The sequence below is a fragment of the Agromyces neolithicus genome, assembly GCF_039529735.1.
Lineage (GTDB): Bacteria > Actinomycetota > Actinomycetes > Actinomycetales > Microbacteriaceae > Agromyces > Agromyces neolithicus.
Genome location: NZ_BAAANJ010000009.1, coordinates 62626 through 81213 on the forward strand (window position 1 = coordinate 62626; position 18588 = coordinate 81213).

The 18588-nt window shown below is 67.5% G+C and carries 17 protein-coding genes; 14 read left to right on the plus strand and 3 right to left on the minus strand.

The window, feature by feature from the left end; translation table 11 throughout:
• Window positions 1–16 precede the first annotated feature (16 nt).
• The gene (locus ABD164_RS12605) at window positions 17–2371 is read right to left on the minus strand and encodes an AAA family ATPase (protein WP_344296622.1); all 2355 of its coding nucleotides are present in this window, start codon (window positions 2369–2371) and stop codon (window positions 17–19) included.
• Here ABD164_RS12605 and ABD164_RS12610 point away from each other — a divergent pair.
• From ABD164_RS12610 to ABD164_RS12620, 3 genes are all read left to right on the plus strand, one after another.
• Window positions 2351–4666 carry a GmrSD restriction endonuclease domain-containing protein gene (locus ABD164_RS12610; protein ID WP_344296624.1) on the plus strand — a complete coding sequence of 772 codons (2316 nt, stop codon included), beginning with the start codon at window positions 2351–2353 and terminating at the stop codon, window positions 4664–4666. The genes ABD164_RS12605 and ABD164_RS12610 overlap by 21 nt on opposite strands.
• Before the next feature lie 260 nt (window positions 4667–4926).
• Window positions 4927–5220 (plus strand): hypothetical protein, encoded by a 294-nt coding sequence (locus ABD164_RS12615; protein ID WP_344296626.1) that lies wholly within the window; start codon window positions 4927–4929, stop codon window positions 5218–5220.
• 582 nt (window positions 5221–5802) lie between these two features.
• Entirely contained in the window at window positions 5803–6309 is a 507-nt protein-coding gene (locus ABD164_RS12620; protein WP_344296628.1) for a hypothetical protein, read from the plus strand.
• An 81-nt stretch (window positions 6310–6390) separates the two neighbouring features.
• Here ABD164_RS12620 and ABD164_RS12625 read toward each other — a convergent pair whose 3' ends face one another.
• A complete protein-coding gene (locus ABD164_RS12625; RefSeq protein ID WP_344296630.1) occupies window positions 6391–6942 on the minus strand; it encodes a hypothetical protein in 552 nt (183 codons plus the stop codon).
• 179 nt (window positions 6943–7121) lie between these two features.
• Between ABD164_RS12625 and ABD164_RS12630 the strand changes: the two genes are divergently transcribed.
• The 9 genes from ABD164_RS12630 (at window position 7122) to ABD164_RS12670 (ending at window position 16053) form a co-directional block, all read left to right on the plus strand.
• Window positions 7122–8405, plus strand: a complete 1284-nt coding sequence (locus ABD164_RS12630) for a sensor histidine kinase (RefSeq protein ID WP_344296632.1) — start codon at window positions 7122–7124, stop codon at window positions 8403–8405.
• A gap of 62 nt (window positions 8406–8467) precedes the next feature.
• On the plus strand, window positions 8468–9067 hold the full coding sequence (locus ABD164_RS12635) for a response regulator transcription factor (protein ID WP_344296811.1): 600 nt from the start codon (window positions 8468–8470) through the stop codon (window positions 9065–9067).
• A 165-nt stretch (window positions 9068–9232) separates the two neighbouring features.
• Window positions 9233–9631, plus strand: coding sequence for a nucleotidyltransferase domain-containing protein (locus ABD164_RS12640; protein ID WP_344296634.1), 399 nt, complete (start codon window positions 9233–9235; stop codon window positions 9629–9631).
• A gap of 26 nt (window positions 9632–9657) precedes the next feature.
• A complete protein-coding gene (locus ABD164_RS12645) occupies window positions 9658–10113 on the plus strand; it encodes a hypothetical protein (RefSeq protein WP_344296637.1) in 456 nt (151 codons plus the stop codon).
• Window positions 10114–10489: 376 nt separating this feature from the next.
• Window positions 10490–11788, plus strand: a complete 1299-nt coding sequence (locus ABD164_RS12650; RefSeq protein WP_344296639.1) for an ISL3 family transposase — start codon at window positions 10490–10492, stop codon at window positions 11786–11788.
• 56 nt (window positions 11789–11844) lie between these two features.
• Complete coding sequence (locus ABD164_RS12655; RefSeq protein WP_344296641.1) at window positions 11845–12324, plus strand: nucleotidyltransferase domain-containing protein; 480 nt, start codon at window positions 11845–11847, stop codon at window positions 12322–12324.
• Complete coding sequence (locus ABD164_RS12660; protein ID WP_344296643.1) at window positions 12321–12662, plus strand: HepT-like ribonuclease domain-containing protein; 342 nt, start codon at window positions 12321–12323, stop codon at window positions 12660–12662. The genes ABD164_RS12655 and ABD164_RS12660 overlap by 4 nt, the downstream gene beginning before the upstream one ends.
• 215 nt (window positions 12663–12877) lie before the next feature.
• Complete coding sequence (locus tag ABD164_RS12665) at window positions 12878–13090, plus strand: hypothetical protein (protein WP_344296645.1); 213 nt, start codon at window positions 12878–12880, stop codon at window positions 13088–13090.
• A gap of 50 nt (window positions 13091–13140) precedes the next feature.
• Complete coding sequence (locus ABD164_RS12670) at window positions 13141–16053, plus strand: ATP-binding protein (RefSeq protein WP_344296647.1); 2913 nt, start codon at window positions 13141–13143, stop codon at window positions 16051–16053.
• A 71-nt stretch (window positions 16054–16124) separates the two neighbouring features.
• Here ABD164_RS12670 and qcrB read toward each other — a convergent pair whose 3' ends face one another.
• Window positions 16125–17579: a cytochrome bc1 complex cytochrome b subunit gene (gene qcrB, locus ABD164_RS12675; RefSeq protein ID WP_344296649.1), complete on the minus strand. Its 1455-nt coding sequence runs from the start codon at window positions 17577–17579 to the stop codon at window positions 16125–16127.
• A 257-nt stretch (window positions 17580–17836) separates the two neighbouring features.
• On the opposite strand from qcrB, the gene ABD164_RS12680 reads away from it, so the two are divergent.
• On the plus strand, window positions 17837–18082 hold the full coding sequence (locus tag ABD164_RS12680) for an AbrB/MazE/SpoVT family DNA-binding domain-containing protein (protein ID WP_344296651.1): 246 nt from the start codon (window positions 17837–17839) through the stop codon (window positions 18080–18082).
• Window positions 18083–18249: 167 nt separating this feature from the next.
• Complete coding sequence (locus tag ABD164_RS18040; protein ID WP_425545949.1) at window positions 18250–18444, plus strand: PIN domain-containing protein; 195 nt, start codon at window positions 18250–18252, stop codon at window positions 18442–18444.
• Window positions 18445–18588: the final 144 nt, after the last annotated feature.

The window sequence follows — 18588 nt, forward strand, 5'->3', positions numbered from 1 at the left end:
GCGTTCGGATCTCCGGTCAGGCCGACATGCACGGCCGTCGTGCAGATGCCGAGTCCCACTCGTCGGCCCGGCCGCTTGTCGAGCCACGGGTCGAGCGCCCTCGGCTCGCCATACAGAGCAAGCGCGATGCGCTTGGATGTCGTCTTGTTCGCATCCCATGTCGACTCGACCTCGGCGTGAGCGGTACCGCGTGAGAGCTCGGCGGCGTAGAACCGCTCGCCTGGGCCTCAACTGCAAGGCGGAGCATCCCGGGCAGCGTGCGTCGCAGCGTGGCATCCGGCAGCCCCGCGTCCTTGACGATCGCTGCGGCGTCGCGCAGATAGCGCTGCGGAGGATCGAACGTATTCGTCACCTCGACGAGGGAACCCGTTTGCCGCGTAACCTCGAGAATCCGTGCCTTGACCTGCGCGCGGCGCACTGCGGCGGCGAGGCGGTCGTCGTGCGAGAACACCACCACTTGTCGGCTTGCTGCGATGCTCGTGAGCACTTCCACGAGCCCATCGACCTTGGCCGGATCCATCGCCTGAACTGGGTCGTCGAGCACGACGAATCGGAACGGACTCGCTGGCATCGTTGCGCGCGGGAGGAACAACGCGAGTGCGAGCGCGTGCAATTCCCCTTGGCTCATCACCGCGAGACCGCCCGCCTCCTGGCCGTCGACGGACGCCTCGATCGCGACCCGCCGACGCGTCGCCGCGCCTTCGAGCTTCAGCCCGGTGATTCCGACGTTGCTCTCCTGCCGAAGGCTCTCCCAAATCTCCGAGGCCCGCTCGGAGATCGGGCGGACGCGTTCGTTCTTGAGCTCCACCTCGTTCTCCTTGAGCCATTTCAGTGCCGCTTTCGTGGCCTCCGATTCATACTGCTGGATCTCCCATCGTTCGGATGCCTCGACGAACGCCGCGAGCTGAACGGCCACATTCGACCACGCGTCATCCCGAGCGCTGACGATCTGCTGGACGGCCAACTGCAGCGCGTCGAGCGTGTCGCTCAGCGCGATGCGATGTGTCTCGATGTGGTCGCAGAGCGTGAGATCACCCTCAGGCGCCTCCGACCAGGCATCCCATGCGTCGCGGACTGCGGTGAGCTCGTCGGCGAGGCCGATGTCGGTTCCATCTGTCACGCTGTGGGGAACAGGGGCGATCAACCCGCGTGCATTTGTACGCGTCGTGAAGAGTCGAGCCCTTGCTCGCCGCAGCCCGTCGAGCTCAGCCTGCGACGATGTGACGACACTCGCTGCGCTGCGCGCCCACGCTTCATCGAGCGCGCCCACACCACAAACCGGGCACGGCTGGTCGCCCTCGTGGCGGTGCAGTTCGAGGGCGGCATCGAGCAGGCTCATCCGGCGTTCGAGCTCTTCGGCCGCCGTATCTCCGGCATTCGCCATCTCGGCCACCGCCGAGCGGAGCTCCGCGACCGCCCCTTCCGTGTTGTCGATCGATGGCAGTGCCAGTGACAGGATCGCCTGAAGCCAGGCGGCCTCCTCCGATTCCTCGCCGCTGACGCCAGTGGCAAGATCGCTGAGTGCCTGCAGGTCGTGCTTGCGCTTCTTGACAAGCGTGAGTGCCTGAAGCGCCCGCTCATCGTCGAGCTGCGCCAGCGTGGCAGTGAGGGCCTTCTTCTCGGCGGCGACGGCCGCTCCCGGAGCGGCGAGTTCGCGATTGCGAATACCGAGCCGCTTGATCGCCTCGGTGAGCTGCTCGAGGCCGAGCACTGTCGCGATCGCGTCGTGCAACCTGCTGGGCTCCCCGGTGAGCGTCACGCCGAGTTCCTCGTAGCTGAGGAGCGGTCGGTACGTCTCGAGGGGGCCGTTCCAGCCGAGGCTCTCGGCTCCTCCCTTGCGTTTCTGCCCTTGCCGTTGCAGGGTGACGGATGCCTCAGACCACGCGGCATCCGCATTCCATGTCACCGAGAGGCGAGTCGGACCGACGGATTCCTCGACGAGCGTGACGTCGACCCGGGCGGGATTCGGCGAGTGGATGTTGCGCCACGCGTCTTCCCATTGCTTGCTGCGGTGTGCCCACCGGTAGGTCGTCCTGGTCAGCGCCATCTCGAGCGCCTCGGCGAAACTCGACTTTCCCGACCCGTTGCGACCGGTGATAATCGTCAGCCCGGGGCCCGGCTCGATGTCGAGCTGTGCGGCGGGCCCGATGCCGCGAAACCCCTCAACCTTGATCTGCTTGAGAAACGCGCCGACCGGTTCGGGAGCCTTCTCGTCCTCGACGGCGACGAGCTTCGGAGGCGTGTACCCCGCCAGATCGGCGAGCTCGGCGTCTCCCTCCAATGCGGCGAGCACGAGCGGCTTGCTCTCGTCTGCGAGCGTGGTATCTGTTTCGATGCGCGAAGCGATCCAGTGCAGGAGATCGTCAACCAACGGTGGTCCTCCTCGGGGTTCAGGACGACCCTAGGCGGCAACCGCACGACTTTGATCGCGATGGTCGGGCTGAAGCTCCGGGACCCCCCGAACTGGGGCAAGGCCGACACCGGGAGACGGATTCTGCTCGAAGTGGCTATGGTGGCGACTGGATCTCTGCAGCGAACGAATGGGATGGATGGTTCGACGATGGGCGCGATCTTCAGGACCGTGGCATGGCAGGTTGGCTCGCTCGTAGCATCGGTCGAGAGCGGTTCAGTGCAGCTCCCCGACCTGCAGCGACCATTCGTCTGGCCGACTGCGAAGGTTCGCGATCTCTTCGACTCGATGTACCGGGGCTACCCGGTCGGCGAGCTCATGTTCTGGGATGTGCCCGCAAAGGGTGAGGCGCGCGCGATCGGTGGCGCGGCTGCGGTCGGCGCTGCCCATCAGATCGTCGACGGACAGCAGCGCCTCACGAGCCTCTTCGCCGCAATCAAGGGCAGGCCTGTGCGTGATGAGAATTATCGCTCGAAGGAGATCACCATCTCCTTCAATCCCTTCACGGAGAAGTTCGAGGTGCGCAGCCCAGCGATTGCGAAGTCGGCAAGCTGGGTCGAGGACATCTCCACGTGCTTTACGTCACCGCTGGCAGCCCACAGGCAATTCGTCCGTCGCTATCGCACATCCGGGCTGGACCTCGCCGATGAGCAGGACGATGCGTTGGCCGATATCTTCGTGCGATTGCACGCACTTCAGACCTACACATTCGATGTCGTCCACATTCAGAACGAAGTGGACAAGAGGACCGTCGCAGACATCTTCGTTCGTATCAATTCCGAGGGCGTGAGCCTCAAGGCCTACGACTACATATTGACGTGGTTGAGCGTGTTCTGGCCCGAGGGCCGCGAAGCGATCGAGGCGTTCGCGCGCAACTCGCGTATTTCACCGGAGCGTGCAAGTGAGATCGTTGGCCACCGCGTCGACTGGACCGCGAAGAACCCGTACATCAATGTCGAGACCGGGCACCTCGTGCGAGCGCTCGTTGCGATCGGTCAGGATCGCGCGAAGTTAACAGATGCATATGCTGCATTGCAAGCGAAGAACCGCGTGACGGGGGTTGTCGATTCAGCGCGTCAGGAGAGCGAGCTCAAGCTGCTGATCGACGCATTGCCCACGGTGACCAACCCGTTGCACTGGACCGAGTTCATTCGGTCATTGCAGGTGGCTGGGTTTCGGTCCCGGAAGGGCATCACCTCGACAACCAACATCGTCGCCAGTTATGTGATCTTCCTGCTCGGGCGCACGAGGTTTGGGGTCGAACTCCCACAGCTTCGGGTACTCATCGCTCGCTGGATCTTCATGTCGCAGTTGACCTCCCGCTATACCGGCAGCGGTGAGTCGCAGCTTCAAAAGGACCTGGATCGTCTGGCTGAGCTGAAGGAGGCGGGTGCCGCTGGGTTCAAGCGTTTCGTTGATGAGACGATTGCCACCCACCTCACACCGGACTTCTGGACCTACCAGATGCCGCAGTGGCTGATCTCGTCGAGCTCAGCGCTGTCACCCCAGTACCAGTGCTACCTTGCGGCGCTGAATGTGGCGGGTGCGGACATGTTCATGCTGAAGATGCCTGTCAGCGAGTGGATGAACCCAGGACTTCCGGCCGTCAAGGGCCTCGAAGGACACCATCTCTTCCCCCGGAAGTACCAAGAGAATGTGCTCGGTACGACTGACATCAAGCGCATCAATCAGGTCGCGAACTTCGCCCCGACCGATTGGGACACGAACATCCGGATCAGCGATCGACCGCCGGCGGAGTATTGGCCCGAGCTCGTCGCCGAGCGCGGGGGTGACCCGTCCTGGCTCGCTCAGCAGCGTTACTGGCACGCGCTCCCCGACCAGTGGGAGAGCCTTACCTATGACGAGTTCCTCACGGCGCGCCGCAAACTCATTGCTGAAGTCACCCGAGACGCATTCGAGAAGCTCGGGGCAGGCACCTCAGCTGCAGCCAGTTCGCTCCCACTCTCTGTGGAAACGGCGGAAGACGAGTGGTCGCTGGTCGAACTCGTGAGCGCTGGGCTCTTGCAGCCGGGTCATGCGCTTGACCCCGTCGACCCGGCAAGCGTCATTGATGCCGTGGTCACGGAAGACGGAACAATCCTTATCGACGGTGTTCACGAGTTCGACACTCTCGATGAAGCGACGCATTATCTCGGAGTCACTAATGTGAGCGGGTTCGAGTACTGGGCCTTGGAAGTCGGCGAAGAGCTAGTGCCACTCGTTGAGCTGGCGCAAAGCGTGCGGCGCGCTGCGTGAGAGTGATTTGAGCATGCTGCGCTCCCGATCTGCGGTGGTTGGTACGTCACGCTGAGGTCCGTATTGGAGGAGTTGGGAAATCGAGCACCTCGGCGCGCGGCTCGGGCTCTCAGGTGCGCAGCGCTCGTTGAGTGCTGTCAACCCCGTTTGTCGCACCCGGACGGATCGCCGTTTTCGATCACGCTCGAAACGACGAATGTCGGTGGCCCCATCTAGCGTCGCAATCTTCGGCTGAGCCCGGAGTCACCGCAGGAGACACCATGGGGTTGGACTCGCATCTCAGCGCCGCGATGGCGCACCACCTTCGTTCGACGGGGACGCCGCCCGCACCGCCCGCGGCGAAGCACCACGTCGATCGACCGACGTTCTTCGCCGATGTGAAGGCGCTCGAGCTGCGCCTTGCGATCATCGACGATCGTTTCGAGCGGCTCGCGTGCCGGCCCGAGGAGGTCTACCAAGACTGGCGCCGCGACACCGTCACGAAGATCCGCGCGCTCGCCGTGCGCGCCCGCATGCATCGAGGATGCGCACGACCTCGAGCGGCACCACCGTGACCGCGTTGCCGCGCTGCTGCTCACGCTGAAGCACCGCGTCGGCGCACTCGACGCGCGGCACGCTGCGTTCGGCGACCGTCGGCTGCGCCGCGGCGGTGGAGGGCGTTCGGATGCCGCCGCTCCGGCCTGCGCGGTGCCGCTCGCCCAGGCCGGGCCGATTCGCAACAACTACTACCGAGAGTCGATGGACAGCAACTGATTGGCGGTGGTCGTCCGCACACTGATCTGCGACGCCCCGACGCCCCAAGCGCGAGTCAGCATGTCTCGGATGCGTCCCACCCGGCGCACGACCCAATTCGCGGGCTCTCGCATCTGCGTGGTGTCCCATAGCATTCGGGAGTGGATGTGAGTGCGAGCAGCAAAGACACCGAGCGCCGTCTCCGTCGATGCGCGCGCGAGCTTCCGGAGCTGACCTTCGCGCCCGATGACATCGAACACCTGCGTGACCAGATCGGGTTCATCGACGCATCGTGCTCGCGATTCGACGAGGGCGTTCGCGCTGAGGCGAAGCGTCTCGCTACTGCCGTTCGAGTCCTTGTACGCGACTCCGTCATGGGGCGTGGCCTCCTCTCGCGGATGGGGGTGACATCACTCCTGCCCTGGGCCGACGGCACCGTGCCCGGCGGGGCCCGCACCGTGCGAATGGTGCGAGAACGGGGCGTGGCTCCAGTCGGCTCGCTGCTCACCGTCATTCCGCACGGTGCCACGACCTGGGAACCTGCGTTCACCCAGGTTCCTCTCGGACCGCATCGCGTGGCCTTCGGGTATTGGTGGGGCATCCCGCGCATCTTCGACTCGCATGGAACCGAAGCTTCTCGCTCGAACGTTGTTCTGTGGCTCGCCCACCACGACGGAGGCGCTCATGTCGACGATCTTCCACACGATTACCGGGCTATCGCGAGGGAAAGTAGTGTGGGTGACTTCTTCAGCCGCATGGGCGGCTCGACCCTCGATGACTCTCCGGTGCCTGCAGCAATGCGACAGATCGCTGAGGAGGTACGCGTAACCGTTCGATCGGCATTCGACGGTGTCGTGGACCTCACCATGGGCGCCCCAGTTGCCTCGCGCGGGCAGACAGCAGCGGGCTGAGCACGAGGTCGATCAGAACTGGGTTCGACATATGCGTCGCGCAGAAAAGTACGTGATCTGTCACTTTTCTGCGCTCGGCCCTCACCGCGACAGCGAAACCCCGAGCGACGCCAGCACCCCGAATACCACGCCCCAGAGCACGATCGAGATGATCTGCCAGAAGATCACCGCGTTGCGGTTCGCCCCGAACGACACCATGGCCGCCGAGGTGATCTGGCTCGGCAGCATGGTCTGGCCGATGATGCTGACGCCCGCGACGCCGTACTTGTCGAACGCGCGGCGCAGCTTCTCGCGGCGGGGCGAGTCTTCGGCGGCGTCCGACGCGTCCAGGGCGCCATCGAGGGCATCGGATGCTCCGCCCGACGCCCCGGCCGCGACCAGCGCCCGCTTGCGCCGCCGGCTCGCGACCGCCTTCGTGCGCGCGCCGTGCGCGGTCAGCACGAAGATCAGCATCGAGATGATGTTGCCGATCACGGCGGCGCCGATCGCGACCGGCGTCGGCAGGCCGATGAGCACGCCGATGACCGAGCCGAAGTACGACTCGACGAACGGGATCGCCGCCACGATCATCACCCCGAGCCACTGCAGAAAGTCGGGGAACGAGGCGGTGAAGTCCTGCAGGGCGTCGATCATGACGAAGTCCTTTCGTAGGGCGGTACCGAAGTACCGGGCCGAGCCGCGGGAACACCCGCAACCTGATGGCTCAAGCCTCCGAGATCCACCCGCACCGCGGCAGTGCCACCGCGTCACCTCTCCGCGTGCGTTCACGCACGCTAGGCCGTGACAAATGTCACTGGCCTAGGCTCGACCACATGCCTGCCGAACCCGCCCGCAGCGTGCACACCACGTGGCTCTACACGCTCGCGTCGATCGTGTTCTTCTACGGGTTTCTCGACGTGATCGTCGCGCTCACGATGCTCGAGACGGGTCTCGATACGCTTCGCTACTCGACCGACGGGGAGACGCTTCGCTCGTCGACCGGCGGGGCGACGGGTCTCGATACGCTTCGCTACTCGACCGGCGGGGTCTTCGCCCTCGTCGCGCTGACGCTCGTCGCCACGGCGACGCAGCTGCGCTACTGCTGGTTCCTGCGCGTCGGTCGCGGCGGCGGCCTGCCGCACGTCGGCTGGACGGTCGCGCTCGTCGCGCCCGCCGCACTCGTGTGGGTGCTCGGCCTGTTCGCGCCGGTCGATGCGCTCGCGGCTGCCGTGCCGCTGTGGGCCGCGGCATCCCTCATCGCCGCCCTGCTGCCGAAGCCGGCGCGGCGACTCGTGCTGCTCGCCGGCTTCGTCGCGTTCATCGCCCACCCCGTGCTCGCGGCGGCGATCACGGGCGAGACGCCCACGTACGCGAACTCGTCGAGCACCTGGATGATCGGCGTCTTCTCGGCGCTGCTGCCGCTCATGCTGCTGTCGAGCATGTGGTGGTGGGAGGTCGTCGTGCAGCTCGACCGCAACCGGCGCACTGCCGCCGAGCTCGCCGTGACGCAGGAGCGGCTGCGGTTCGCGTCAGACCTGCACGACATCCAGGGGCACCACCTGCAGGTCATCTCGCTGAAGTCCGAGCTCGCCGAGCGCCTGCTCGAACGCGACCCGGCGGCCGCGCGCGAGCTCGTGCACGAGACCCGCATGATCGCGAAGCAGGCCCTCGAAGAGACCCGCTCGCTCGTCGCCGGATACCGCCATGTCGCCTTCGACGACGAGCTCGAGAACGCCCGCGAGGTGCTCGCCGCCTCCGGTGCCGCCTGCGACCTGCGGCTCGGCCCGCTGCCGACCGACGCCTCGGCGCAGAGCGCGCTCGCCTCGGTCGTGCGCGAGGCGACAACGAACATCCTGCGGCACAGCGCGGCGACGACCGTGACGATCGTGCTGGCGACCACCGGTGGGCGCTGCGAGCTCACCATCGTGAACGACGGCATCGCGGTGACGGATGCGCCTGAGCCCGGCACCGCTCCCCGCGCTGAGGGTTCGGGCCTCGCGGGGCTGCGCGAGCGGCTCGCCGCCGTCGGCGGCACGATCGAGACATCGACGGATGTCCCGGGCGACCGCTTCGAGCTTCGTGCCACGGTGCCCGTGCGAGCGCAGGTGACGGTGTGAGGGGCGAAGGCTCGAGCGTGCGCGGCGCGGCCGAGACGGACGAGGCGGGCGGCCCACGGGGCATCCGTCTCTTGATCGCCGACGATGAGCACCTGATTCGCGGCGCGCTCGTCGCCCTGCTGAACCTCGAGCCCGACATCGAGGTCGTGGCGAGCGCCGACAACGGCGCGACCGCGGTCGAACAGGCGATCGCGACGACGCCCGACGTGTGCCTGCTCGACCTCGAGATGCCCGAGGCCGACGGGCTCGAGGCGGCCGCGCGCATTCTCGCCGAGGTGCCGACGCGCGTCGTCATCGTCACCCGGCATGCACGCCCCGGCGTGCTGCGGCGTGCGCTCGCCTCGAAGGTCTCGGGGTTCGTGCCGAAGTCGACTGCGGCCGAAGACCTCGCGCACGTCATCCGCGACGTCGCCGCCGGGCGCCGCTACATCGACCCCGAGATCGCCGCGACCGCGCTCACCGCCGAACGCTGCCCGCTGACCGACCGCGAGCTCGACGCCCTGCGCCACAGCCGGTCGACGATGAGCGTGCAGCAGATCGCCGATCGCCTGCACCTCGCGCAGGGCACCGTGCGCAACTACCTGTCGTCGGCCATGACCAAGCTCGACGCCGCGTCGCGGCACGAGGCCGCCGAGACGGCGTGGCAGCAGGGGTGGATCTGAGGGTGCCGCAGCGATGCGGGTTTCTCGGGCCGGCAGGTTCATCGACTCGCCGGCGTCGGTTCCACGACGAGTGTGCACCGGGCACTCACCAACTTCGTGCGCCTCGGTCTCGTCGATGCTGAGGCTCGCCCTCCGGCGATCATCTACCGCCCGAATCGGCAACACGTGCTCTGGGAGGTGATCGAATCGGCACTCGAAGCCCGCGCGCGCGTATTCGATGCGCTTGACCGGTTCTGCAGTGACGAGTTGCCTCCCGAGCTCGACCTGACCGTCGTCGTCTACGGCTCCGTTGCCCGGCGGGAGTCGACGCTCGAATCCGATCTCGACCTGTTCGTCGTATACCCCGACGGCGTCGATCCCGATGCTCAGGCTGACTTCAGTTACCAGTTGGCGCAACACGCGGAACGTATCACCGGAAACCAGGCCCAGATCTTCGCTGTCACCCGCTCTGAGCTGCAGAGCCGCCAGGGCGAGCGTGACCCGCTGGTCGGCAGTGTGATCGCCGACGGCATTCTCGTCCACGGACGACCGCTGTCCGGAGGGCAGCATCGGCCCGTCTCGTGAGTCCTGTCACCGGGCGACGACACCCGATGGATGCCGCGGCCGTACGCATTCGTCTTCGCGATGCGCAGACGCGGCTGGTCAGTGCCGAGCTGCAACTCGGCGGCGACAGCCCGCACGAGTGGGAGCACGCGGCCGAGATCGCCGTCAGCGCCGGGATCGCCGCGAGCGATGCGATCTGCGGGCACGTGCTCGGCTACCGCGCTGCCGGCGACGCGCACCGGGAAGCGGTCGCCACGCTCCGTGACGCAGCGAATGCGTCGACGGTGCTGCCGGTGCTCCGCGAACTCGTCGAAGGCGAGCTCATCAGGGCCGACGCGCAGCACTATCGGTTCGCCGCGCGCAGACTGAAGCGGATGCGGCGGCTCGCCGCATCCGACCCGTCGTCGGCGGAAGGCGTCGATGCGTTCATCGCCGACCTCCGCGAGAGGCACCGCCGCCGCCCACGGCTTCAGCTGGAGTTCACCCGCGCCGGGCTGCCGTGAATCGAAACCACCGGCGTGCGCCGCTGCATCGGGTCACTGCTCGGTGCCCAAGTGCCGAAGTGCCGAAGTGCCGAAAAGCCGAAGTGCCGAAGTGCCGAAGTGCCGAAGTGCCGAAGTGCCGAAGTGCCGAAGTGCCGAAGTGCCGAAGTGCCGAAGTGCCCGGTGCCAAGGAGACGGCATGGCAGCAGGGGGGCGGATCTGAGGACCGCCTTCACCTCACCGCGAGTGAGTGCTCACGAGGCGGTAAAAATGTACATAAATATGGCTCTCCTGACACATCTGTGGGTGCGTTGAGCGCGCCGTAACGGCCGCACGCCGTTCCCTGCATAGGTTTCTGAACTGTCAAGGAACAGGAACCAGTGGTCAGGAGAACGGCGTGCGTGATGTCAGCTTATGGCGGGGTCTGCTCGGGCTCGAGAAGACGGTGCTCGAGCGGGTCGAGTTCGACGAGGAAGCCGAGGTGGTGGTCGCGCATGTGCGGCCCGTCAAGCGGCAGCGCGGCCGGTGCGGGGTATGTCGTCGTCGCAGTCCGGGGTACGACGCCGGGCCGGGCCGCAGACGTTGGCGAGCCCTGGATCTGGGCACCATCCAGGCGCTGCTCGAGGCCGATATGCCACGGGTGCGGTGTCGCGTCCACGGGGTGGTGGTCGCGGCGGTGCCGTGGGCCCGTCACGACGCGGGCCACACCTACGCCTTCGACGACCAGGTCGCATGGTTGGCGACCCAGGCATCGAAGTCCACGGTGACCGAGTTGATGCGGATCGCGTGGCGCACCGTCGGGTCGATCATCGCCAGGGTCTGGGCCGACGTCGAGGTCGCCCACGATCGGTTTGCCGGGCTGCGGCGCATTGGGATCGATGAGATCAGTTACAAGAAGGGCCACAAGTACCTCATGGTCGTCGTCGACCACGACGCCCGTCGGCTGGTGTGGGCCGCGCCAGGACGCACCAGCGCCACAGTCAACGAGTTCTTCGACCTCCTCGGCGAGCAGCGCTGCACGCTGATTACCCACGTGTCCGCCGATGGCGCCGACTTCATCGACACCATCGTCGCTGCGCGGTGTCCGGCCGCGGTGCGGGTGGCCGACCCGTTCCACATCGTCAAATGGGCCACCGACGCGCTCGACGAGGTTCGCCGCGGAGCGTGGAACGATGCTCGCAAACAGGCCAGGAGAGAGCCCAAACGCGGCCGCGGCCGGCCCCCAGCCGACGCGCCGCCCCGGCCTGGAAGTGAACTGGCCAAAGGGCTGGGCGGCGCCCGCTACTCGCTGTGGAAGAACCCCGAGAACCTCACCGAGAAGCAGCAGACCAAGCTCGCCTGGATCGCCACCACTGACCCCAAGCTGTACCGCGCCTACCTGCTCAAGGAAGGCCTCCGGGTGGTGTTCCGCCTGCCCTACCACCAGGCAAGCGAAGCCCTGGACCGGTGGATCAGCTGGGCCCGCCGTTGCCGGATCCCGGCGTTCGTCAAGCTGCAGAAGAGCGTCGTGAAACACCGCCACCGGATCCTCGCCGCGATCGAACACAACCTGTCCAACGGGCTGATCGAGTCCACCAACACCAAGATCCGACTGATCACTCGGATGGCATTCGGCTTCAAGTCCGCCGAGGCCCTCATCGCCATGGCCATGCTCAGCCTCGGCGGCCACCGCCCCGCCCTCCCCGGCCGGAACTAACCCACAGGTACGTCAGGAGAGCCATAAATATGTACAGTTTCGGATAGACTGCCCCTATGGAACGCTCCGAGCAGCACGTGACGACCGTCGCCGACGCGCGCGCACGCCTCTCCGAGATCCTGCGTGCGTTCCGGGCTGACCCCGATCACGCCAAGCCAGTCGTGCTCGGCTCGCATCGTCGACCCGAGGCGGTACTGATGCCAATCGCGCAGTTCGAGCGCTCCGAGCACGCCGATGCGCCCGCTGGCCAGGTCTTCGATGATCTTGTGCGTCGACGAAAACTCGTGCTGCGCCTTGCGCGGGCGAATCACATCTCCGAGGTGAAGGTGTTCGGCTCAGTTGCTCGGCGGGAGGAGTCGAGCGCGAGCGATATCGACCTCCTCGTCGAGCCTGCCGAAGATGCGACACTCTTCGACCTCGCCCAGTTCGAGATCGACCTCGAGGCGTTGTTCGACCGGCCGGTAGATGTGATCTCACGCCGTGCGCTCGACCCGGCGCGCGATGCCGGCATCCTCGCTGAGGCCCGTTCGATATGAGTGACGACCGCCACGATCGCATCGATCGGTGGATCGATGACCTCGACGCGACCCTGGTCCGTGCCGAATCGTTGGTCGCTCGTGGACAAGACGAATACCGCAGCGATCCCGCGTTGCCGCTCGCATTCGAGGCGCTCTCGAGCCGGGTGGGCGAATTGGCGAAGCGGCTCACCGCCGCGCAGCCAGAGCGCTTCGATGATCAGATCTGGTCGCAGGCCGCACGCAATCGCGACTTCGTGGTTCATCACTACGACCGCATCGACCACGAGGCCTTGTGGCTGACCGTCGCGGTCGCGTTCCCGCGCTTGCGCACCACGCTGAACGAGCTTCGCCACTGAGCCGACGGGCGTATTTTCGACCCGAGCGGCAACGAGCTCGGCGTATGGGCATCGCAGTAGCGACCGCATCGACCTGAGGTACCTCAGTCGATCCCAGTCGGCACGAGCCCCGCGAAGATACGGCACCTACCCGATATGGGCCCGCTACCTCAGCGAGGAGTCTGATCTCAGGCGGTCGGAACACCGGCGCCGAAGCATCCGAAGGGATCGGAACCATGGACCTCGCAACCGGCTACACCGCCCACACGCTGCAGACCAACGACGCCGAGCTCGCGGCGCGCATCAACGAGCAGCGCCGCATCGCGCTCGAGCGCAGCGCCGAACAGGGTGACGTGCGCCCCACCCTGCTGCACCGCCTCGCCGACCGGCTGCACCTGCACACCGCGCACACCACGCACGCCTCCCGCGCCGCGCACGCCTCCCGGTGACACCCGAACGGGCCGCATCGGCCGCGGCATCCCCGTGGCAGCATGGAGCGATGAGGTCGCCCGTCTCGAGCCCCACCATGATCGGCCGGGCTGCCGACCTCGACGACATGCGGGCCGCGCTCGACGGCAGCCTCGGCGGATCGCCGCACGGCATCGTGATCTCGGGCGAAGCCGGCATCGGCAAGAGCCGCCTGCTCGACGAGTTCCTCGCCGCGGTGCCCGACGACGTGCTCGTGCTCACCGGGCAGTGCGTCGACATCGGCTCGGTCGGGGCACCGTTCGCCTCGGTGCGCAGGGTGCTGCGCGGATTGGTCGCGGCACTCGGCCCTGAGAAAGTGGCGGATGCCGCGGGGTACGGCGTCTCGGCGCTCGCCGCGATCCTGCCCGAACTCGGCGTCGAGGCGCGCCCGATCGCCGAGAGCGGCACCGACGAGCTCATCGACGCGATCGGCACGACCATCGCCGCCATCGCGGTCGAACATCCGCTCGCGATCGTGCTCGAAGACGTGCACTGGGCCGATGCCGCGACGCTCGCGCTGCTCAAGGCCCTGCCGCGAGTGCTGCGCACCGGCCGGGTGCTCGTGGTGCTCACCGTGCGCACCGACGACGTCGACGAGCGTCACCCGCTTCGCCCGGTGCTGGCCGAGATCGAGCGGTCGCGCGCGGTGACGAGCATCGAGATCCGCCGGCTCGACCGCGACCAGGTCGCCGAGCAGATGATCGCGATCCTCGGCACCGACCCGCTGGCGCACACGGTCGACCGTGTGTTCGAACGCAGCGGCGGGGTTCCCTTCCTCGTCGAAGAGCTCATCCTGCTCGGCGAAGACGAGCTGCCGACGTCGCTTCGCGGCGTGCTGCTCACGCGTTACGACACCCTCGAGCCCAGCACCCGAGAGCTGCTGCGCGTGCTCGCGGCGGGCGGCGCGGTGGTGTCCGACGACGTGCTCGCCGACGTGCACGACGTGCCGGCCGCGCAACTCGATGACGATCTGCGCGCCGCGCTCGCGGCATTCATGGTGACCGCGACATCCGAAGGCTACGCATTCCGGCACGCGCTCGTGCGCGAGGCACTGCGAGGCGACCTGCTTCCGCGCGAGTCGGTTCGCGTGCACACTCGCTACGCGGAGGTGCTCGAAGCGAGCCCAACGGCGTCGGCGGCGGATGTCGCGTCGCATTGGATCGCGGCTCGTGACGCGCCGCGCGCGCTCAGCGCCTCGGCGGCCGCGATGGAAGAGGCCCGCCAGAACCTCGCGACGGTGGCCATCGCGGAGTTCGGCGAGCAGTGCCTGACACTCTGGGACCAAGTTCCGGATGCCGCCGCACGCGCCGGGCGTGACCGGGCAACGCTGCTGCTCGAGGTCGCCGACGCCCACTGGAACAGCGCAGAGGTCGAACGCGCGCTGCAACGATGCAATGACGCGCTCGCGGCGTGCGATCGCACGGAGGTCGTGCTCTATGCCCGCGCGTTGACCCTCAAGGGTCGCATCATGACCGAGCTAGGAATGCTCGGCAGCCGTGAGGTGCTGCTCGAGGCGCTCGCACTGCTCGACGAGTGGCACCCCGAAGAGATCGAGCAGCGCGCCCGCATCGCCATCTGGGTCGGAGCGGGGTTCGGGTATGAAGCTGACCTGGTGCAAGCGTTCTCGTATACACGGCGCGCGGTGAAGTTGGCCGAGCAGATCACCGGTGGAACGACCCGGGCGTCGGCCGGAGCCCTGCTCGGTCGGATGCTGGTGCTCTCGGGCGAGGTCGACGAGGGGTTTCGCCTGTTCGAGACGGGGCGGCAGACCGACTGGGGCGATTCGACCGACCGCTATCGCTGGGCATCGGCCGTCAGCGACACCTACCTGCAACTCGGGCGCTACGACGACGTCGTGCGCATCGTGGATGATGCCGTCGAGGCGAGTCGCACCTCGGGTCGCGAACGCATGTGGGGCACGGTGGTCGCGATCAACGCCGCCCAGGCGCTGTATGAGCGCGGCGACTTCGAGCGGGCCGATGAGATCCTGCGGCACGGGCGTGCGCTCGGCCTGTCACCCCTGGTCGAGGCCTTCAGCGTGGAGATGCGCATCCAGGCCCTCGTGTGGCGAGACGATGCCGCCGGCGCAGAGGCCGAGATCGCCCGTAACCGGGAACTGCTCGATCGATTCGCCGAGACCGACGCGCAGGATCGCGTCTACCAGGCGCTCTTCCGTGGGTGGCTGCCGCTCATTCGCGGCGATCTCGACACGGCGTGGGCGGCGGTGACCGCCGTTCCGCCGTCGGAGCTCGTGAGCCTCCCGGGGCCGGGCATGCCGATACTCACCCTCACGGGCGCGGTGCTGGCCGCCCGTCGCTCGCGCGACGGCGAGCCATCGGCAGTGGATGCCGCGGCGATCGTCTCGAGCGTTCGTGCCGCGTTCGACGAACTGCCCCACTGGGACACCGTGCCGCGCTGGCGCGCCGTGTTCGACGCCGAGGTGTCGGGCCCAAGCGGCGTCGGCGACGATGCCTCTTCGTGGGAGGCGGCGGTCACGGCGGTCGACCACCCGACGATCCCGGTCTATGTACTGCCCTATGCGTTGCTGCGCCAGGCACAGGCCGAGCTCGCGGCCGGCGACCGCGCCGCGGCCGCCGAAACCGCCGGGCGAGCGGTACGTGCGGGCGAGGCATCGGGAGTCATGCTGTTCGCCCGGCTCGCGCGCGAGTTCGCCGAGCAGGCGGGCCTGGCGCCGGCGGGTGAGCGGGCAGGTGAGCGGGCGGATGCCCCGGGGCGGGCCACAAGTGTCGGCCTCACCGAGCGCGAGGCGCAGGTGCTCGACCTCATCGCCGAGGGGCTCTCGAACGGGCAGATCGGCGAGCGCCTCTTCATCTCGACGAAGACGGCGAGCGTGCACGTCTCGGCGATCCTGCGCAAGCTCGGCGTGGCCTCGCGCACCGAGGCGGCCGTGGTCGCCGAGCGCTTGAGGGCCGGCATCGCGTGATGCTGCCGCCGGGCGCGCCGACATAGCCGGCCCCGATCGCCGGATGCTGCGGCCGGGTCATCCGCTCGGAATCAGCCGCGGGTGATGCGCCACCGCTCGACCTCGCTGACCGGCTGGTGCACCTCGATGCACTCGCCTCCGGGTAGGCGCACGATTCGACCGGTCTCGAAGCCGTGCACGAGCATTTCGTGGTCTTTGCGCTGCAGGGCAAGGCACACGCGTTTCGTGATGAAGAACGCGGTGGCCGGGCCGAGCAGCAACACCACCTGCAGCAGGGTGATCACGCCCTCGAAGGTCACCGAGAAGTGCGTCGAGATGAGGTCGGCGCTCGCGGCGATCCAGAGGGTGCCGTAGAAGACGATGGCGGCGACGCCGATGCCGGTGCGGGTCGTGGCGTTGCGCGGGCGGTCGAGCAGGTGGTGGTCGCGGTGGTCGCCGCTGATCCACTCCTCGACGAACGGGTAGACGAGCACGAGCAACAGGTAGACGCCGACGACGGCGAGGGGCACGAGGATGGCGAGCGTCCAGGTGCGGTCGAGCCACACGAACTCCCAGCCGGCCGGCACGAGGCGCAGCGCCCCGTCGAGGAAGCCCGTGTACCAGTCGGGTTGGCTGCCGGCGCCCGCGTCGCCGGGTGAGGCGGGGCCGTAGAGCCAGATGGGGTTCACGGTGACCAGCGCAGAGACGAGCAGCAGCATCCCGATCACGATCAGCATCAGCCCGCCCGCGCGCGCCGCCGCGGTCGGCAGCACCGGCACGCCGACGATGTTGCGCTCGGTGCGTGCGAGGCCAGGGAACTGCGGCGGGCCGTGACGCCACGCCGCGAGCGCGCGTACGACGACGAGCACGATGAGCAGCGCCGGCACGACCGCGACGTGCAGCGGGTACAGGTTCTCGATGACCTGCCCGGGGAACTCGCCGCCGAACAGCAGGAAGCTGACCCAGGTGCCGACGATCGGGATGCCGAGCGCGATGCCCTCGGTGATGCGCAGCCCGGTGCCCGAGAGCATGTCGTCGGGCAGGGCGTAGCCGCTCCAGCCGCCCGCGAGGGCGACGACGAAGATCAGGAACAGCAGCACCCACATGGCTCGGCGTGGCCGCCGGAACGCGCCGGTGAAGAACGTCGTCAGGAGCTGCATGATGATCGACGCCGGCAGCAGCAGCCCGGCCCAGTGGTGCATCTGCCTGACGAGCAGGCCGCCCGGCACCTCGAACGTGATGTGCATGGTCGACGCGAACGCCTTCGAGACCTCGGCGCCGTGCAGCGGAACATACCCGCCGGTGTAGGTCGTCAGGTCGCTCGACGGCGTGTACCAGAACATCAGCAGCACGCCGGAGACGCTGAGCACGATGATGCAGGCGAGCGTCACCACGCTGAACAGGTTCGTCCAATGGCTCGGCACCCGGCGCCGGCGAAGCTCGGCGATGAGGTCGGCGACGCGTCGGCCGAAGACCGTGGTGTTCGCTGCCCGGCCGGCGAGCCGGTCGGTGATCGACGGTCGCGGGGGTTGCACGATTCTGCGCATGTGCTGCTCCAATCGTCTTCACTGCATACGACGGCGATGACGGCCGACTTGTGACATCCGACCGCCCTGAACGCGCGCGATTCTCACGACGTCGAGAGAGATGTCTGGCATGCCTTGTCCTGCGACGCTCCTCCACAGCAGAGCCGAACCGCGAACGCTGCACATTTTCGGCCGGTCGGCCACGCGTGCGAGACATCTCGCGGCACGATGCATCCATGTCGTTCACCTTTCTCGAACCGCGGTGGTACCCTCTGTACATGCGTGGCACCTTCTCGGTGACGGTGGGAAACAAGGGTCGGGTTGTACTGCCGACGGCGATTCGCGCCCGCCGCAACTGGGCCGAGGGCACGACGCTCATCGCGATCGAAGCGCCGACGGGTGTCGTGCTCACATCGCGCGACGAGGCCGAACACATCATCCGCGCGCAACTCGAAGGAGTCGACGTCGTCAAGGAGCTCCTCGACGAGCGCCGCGCCGCCGCGCTCGCCGATCAAGCCTCGTGACGGTGTTCGACGCGTCAGCGCTGCTGGCATATCTCCGCGGCGAGCCCGGTGCTTCATTCGTGCGCGAGCGCCTGCACGAAGGCGGCACGTGCAGCGCCGCCAATTGGTCGGAGGTGGCGCAGAAGGTACGCCGCGCCGGCGCTGATTGGTAGCTGGCGCGAGGGCTGCTGCTCAGCTACCCGCTCACGGTCGAGCCGGTCGGGCTCGATGATGCCGAACGTGCGGCCGAACTCTGGGCCGAGGCTTCCGAGTTCTCGCTCGCCGATCGCCTCTGTCTGGCGCTCGCCGAGCGCCTGGAGACCGTCGCGTTGACGGCCGATGCCGCTTGGCAGAAGCATCCGCGAGCGAAGCTGATCCGGTAAGCGCCGCCTGAGCTGCTCCCTTCGCTACCGGTGCGGGTGCGCGGGCTCCCGGTGGCGCTGGCGATGTCGTTCTCCGTCGTGTGACTCAGTCGCTCGGCCAGGTTGCGCAATGCGCTCGTGAGTTCGCGCGTTCGAGCATGTCGC

Coding starts and splice junctions, on each gene's coding strand:
- ABD164_RS12665 (WP_344296645.1), top strand. CDS start 12,878: ATGGACCTCGCAACCGGCTACACCGCCCACACGCTGCAGACCAACGAC.
- ABD164_RS12670 (WP_344296647.1), top strand. CDS start 13,141: ATGAGGTCGCCCGTCTCGAGCCCCACCATGATCGGCCGGGCTGCCGAC.
- ABD164_RS12655 (WP_344296641.1), top strand. CDS start 11,845: ATGGAACGCTCCGAGCAGCACGTGACGACCGTCGCCGACGCGCGCGCA.
- qcrB (WP_344296649.1), bottom strand. CDS start 17,579: ATGCGCAGAATCGTGCAACCCCCGCGACCGTCGATCACCGACCGGCTC.
- ABD164_RS12680 (WP_344296651.1), top strand. CDS start 17,837: ATGCGTGGCACCTTCTCGGTGACGGTGGGAAACAAGGGTCGGGTTGTA.
- ABD164_RS12645 (WP_344296637.1), top strand. CDS start 9,658: ATGGATGCCGCGGCCGTACGCATTCGTCTTCGCGATGCGCAGACGCGG.
- ABD164_RS12615 (WP_344296626.1), top strand. CDS start 4,927: ATGGGGTTGGACTCGCATCTCAGCGCCGCGATGGCGCACCACCTTCGT.
- ABD164_RS12630 (WP_344296632.1), top strand. CDS start 7,122: ATGCCTGCCGAACCCGCCCGCAGCGTGCACACCACGTGGCTCTACACG.
- ABD164_RS12625 (WP_344296630.1), bottom strand. CDS start 6,942: ATGATCGACGCCCTGCAGGACTTCACCGCCTCGTTCCCCGACTTTCTG.
- ABD164_RS12660 (WP_344296643.1), top strand. CDS start 12,321: ATGAGTGACGACCGCCACGATCGCATCGATCGGTGGATCGATGACCTC.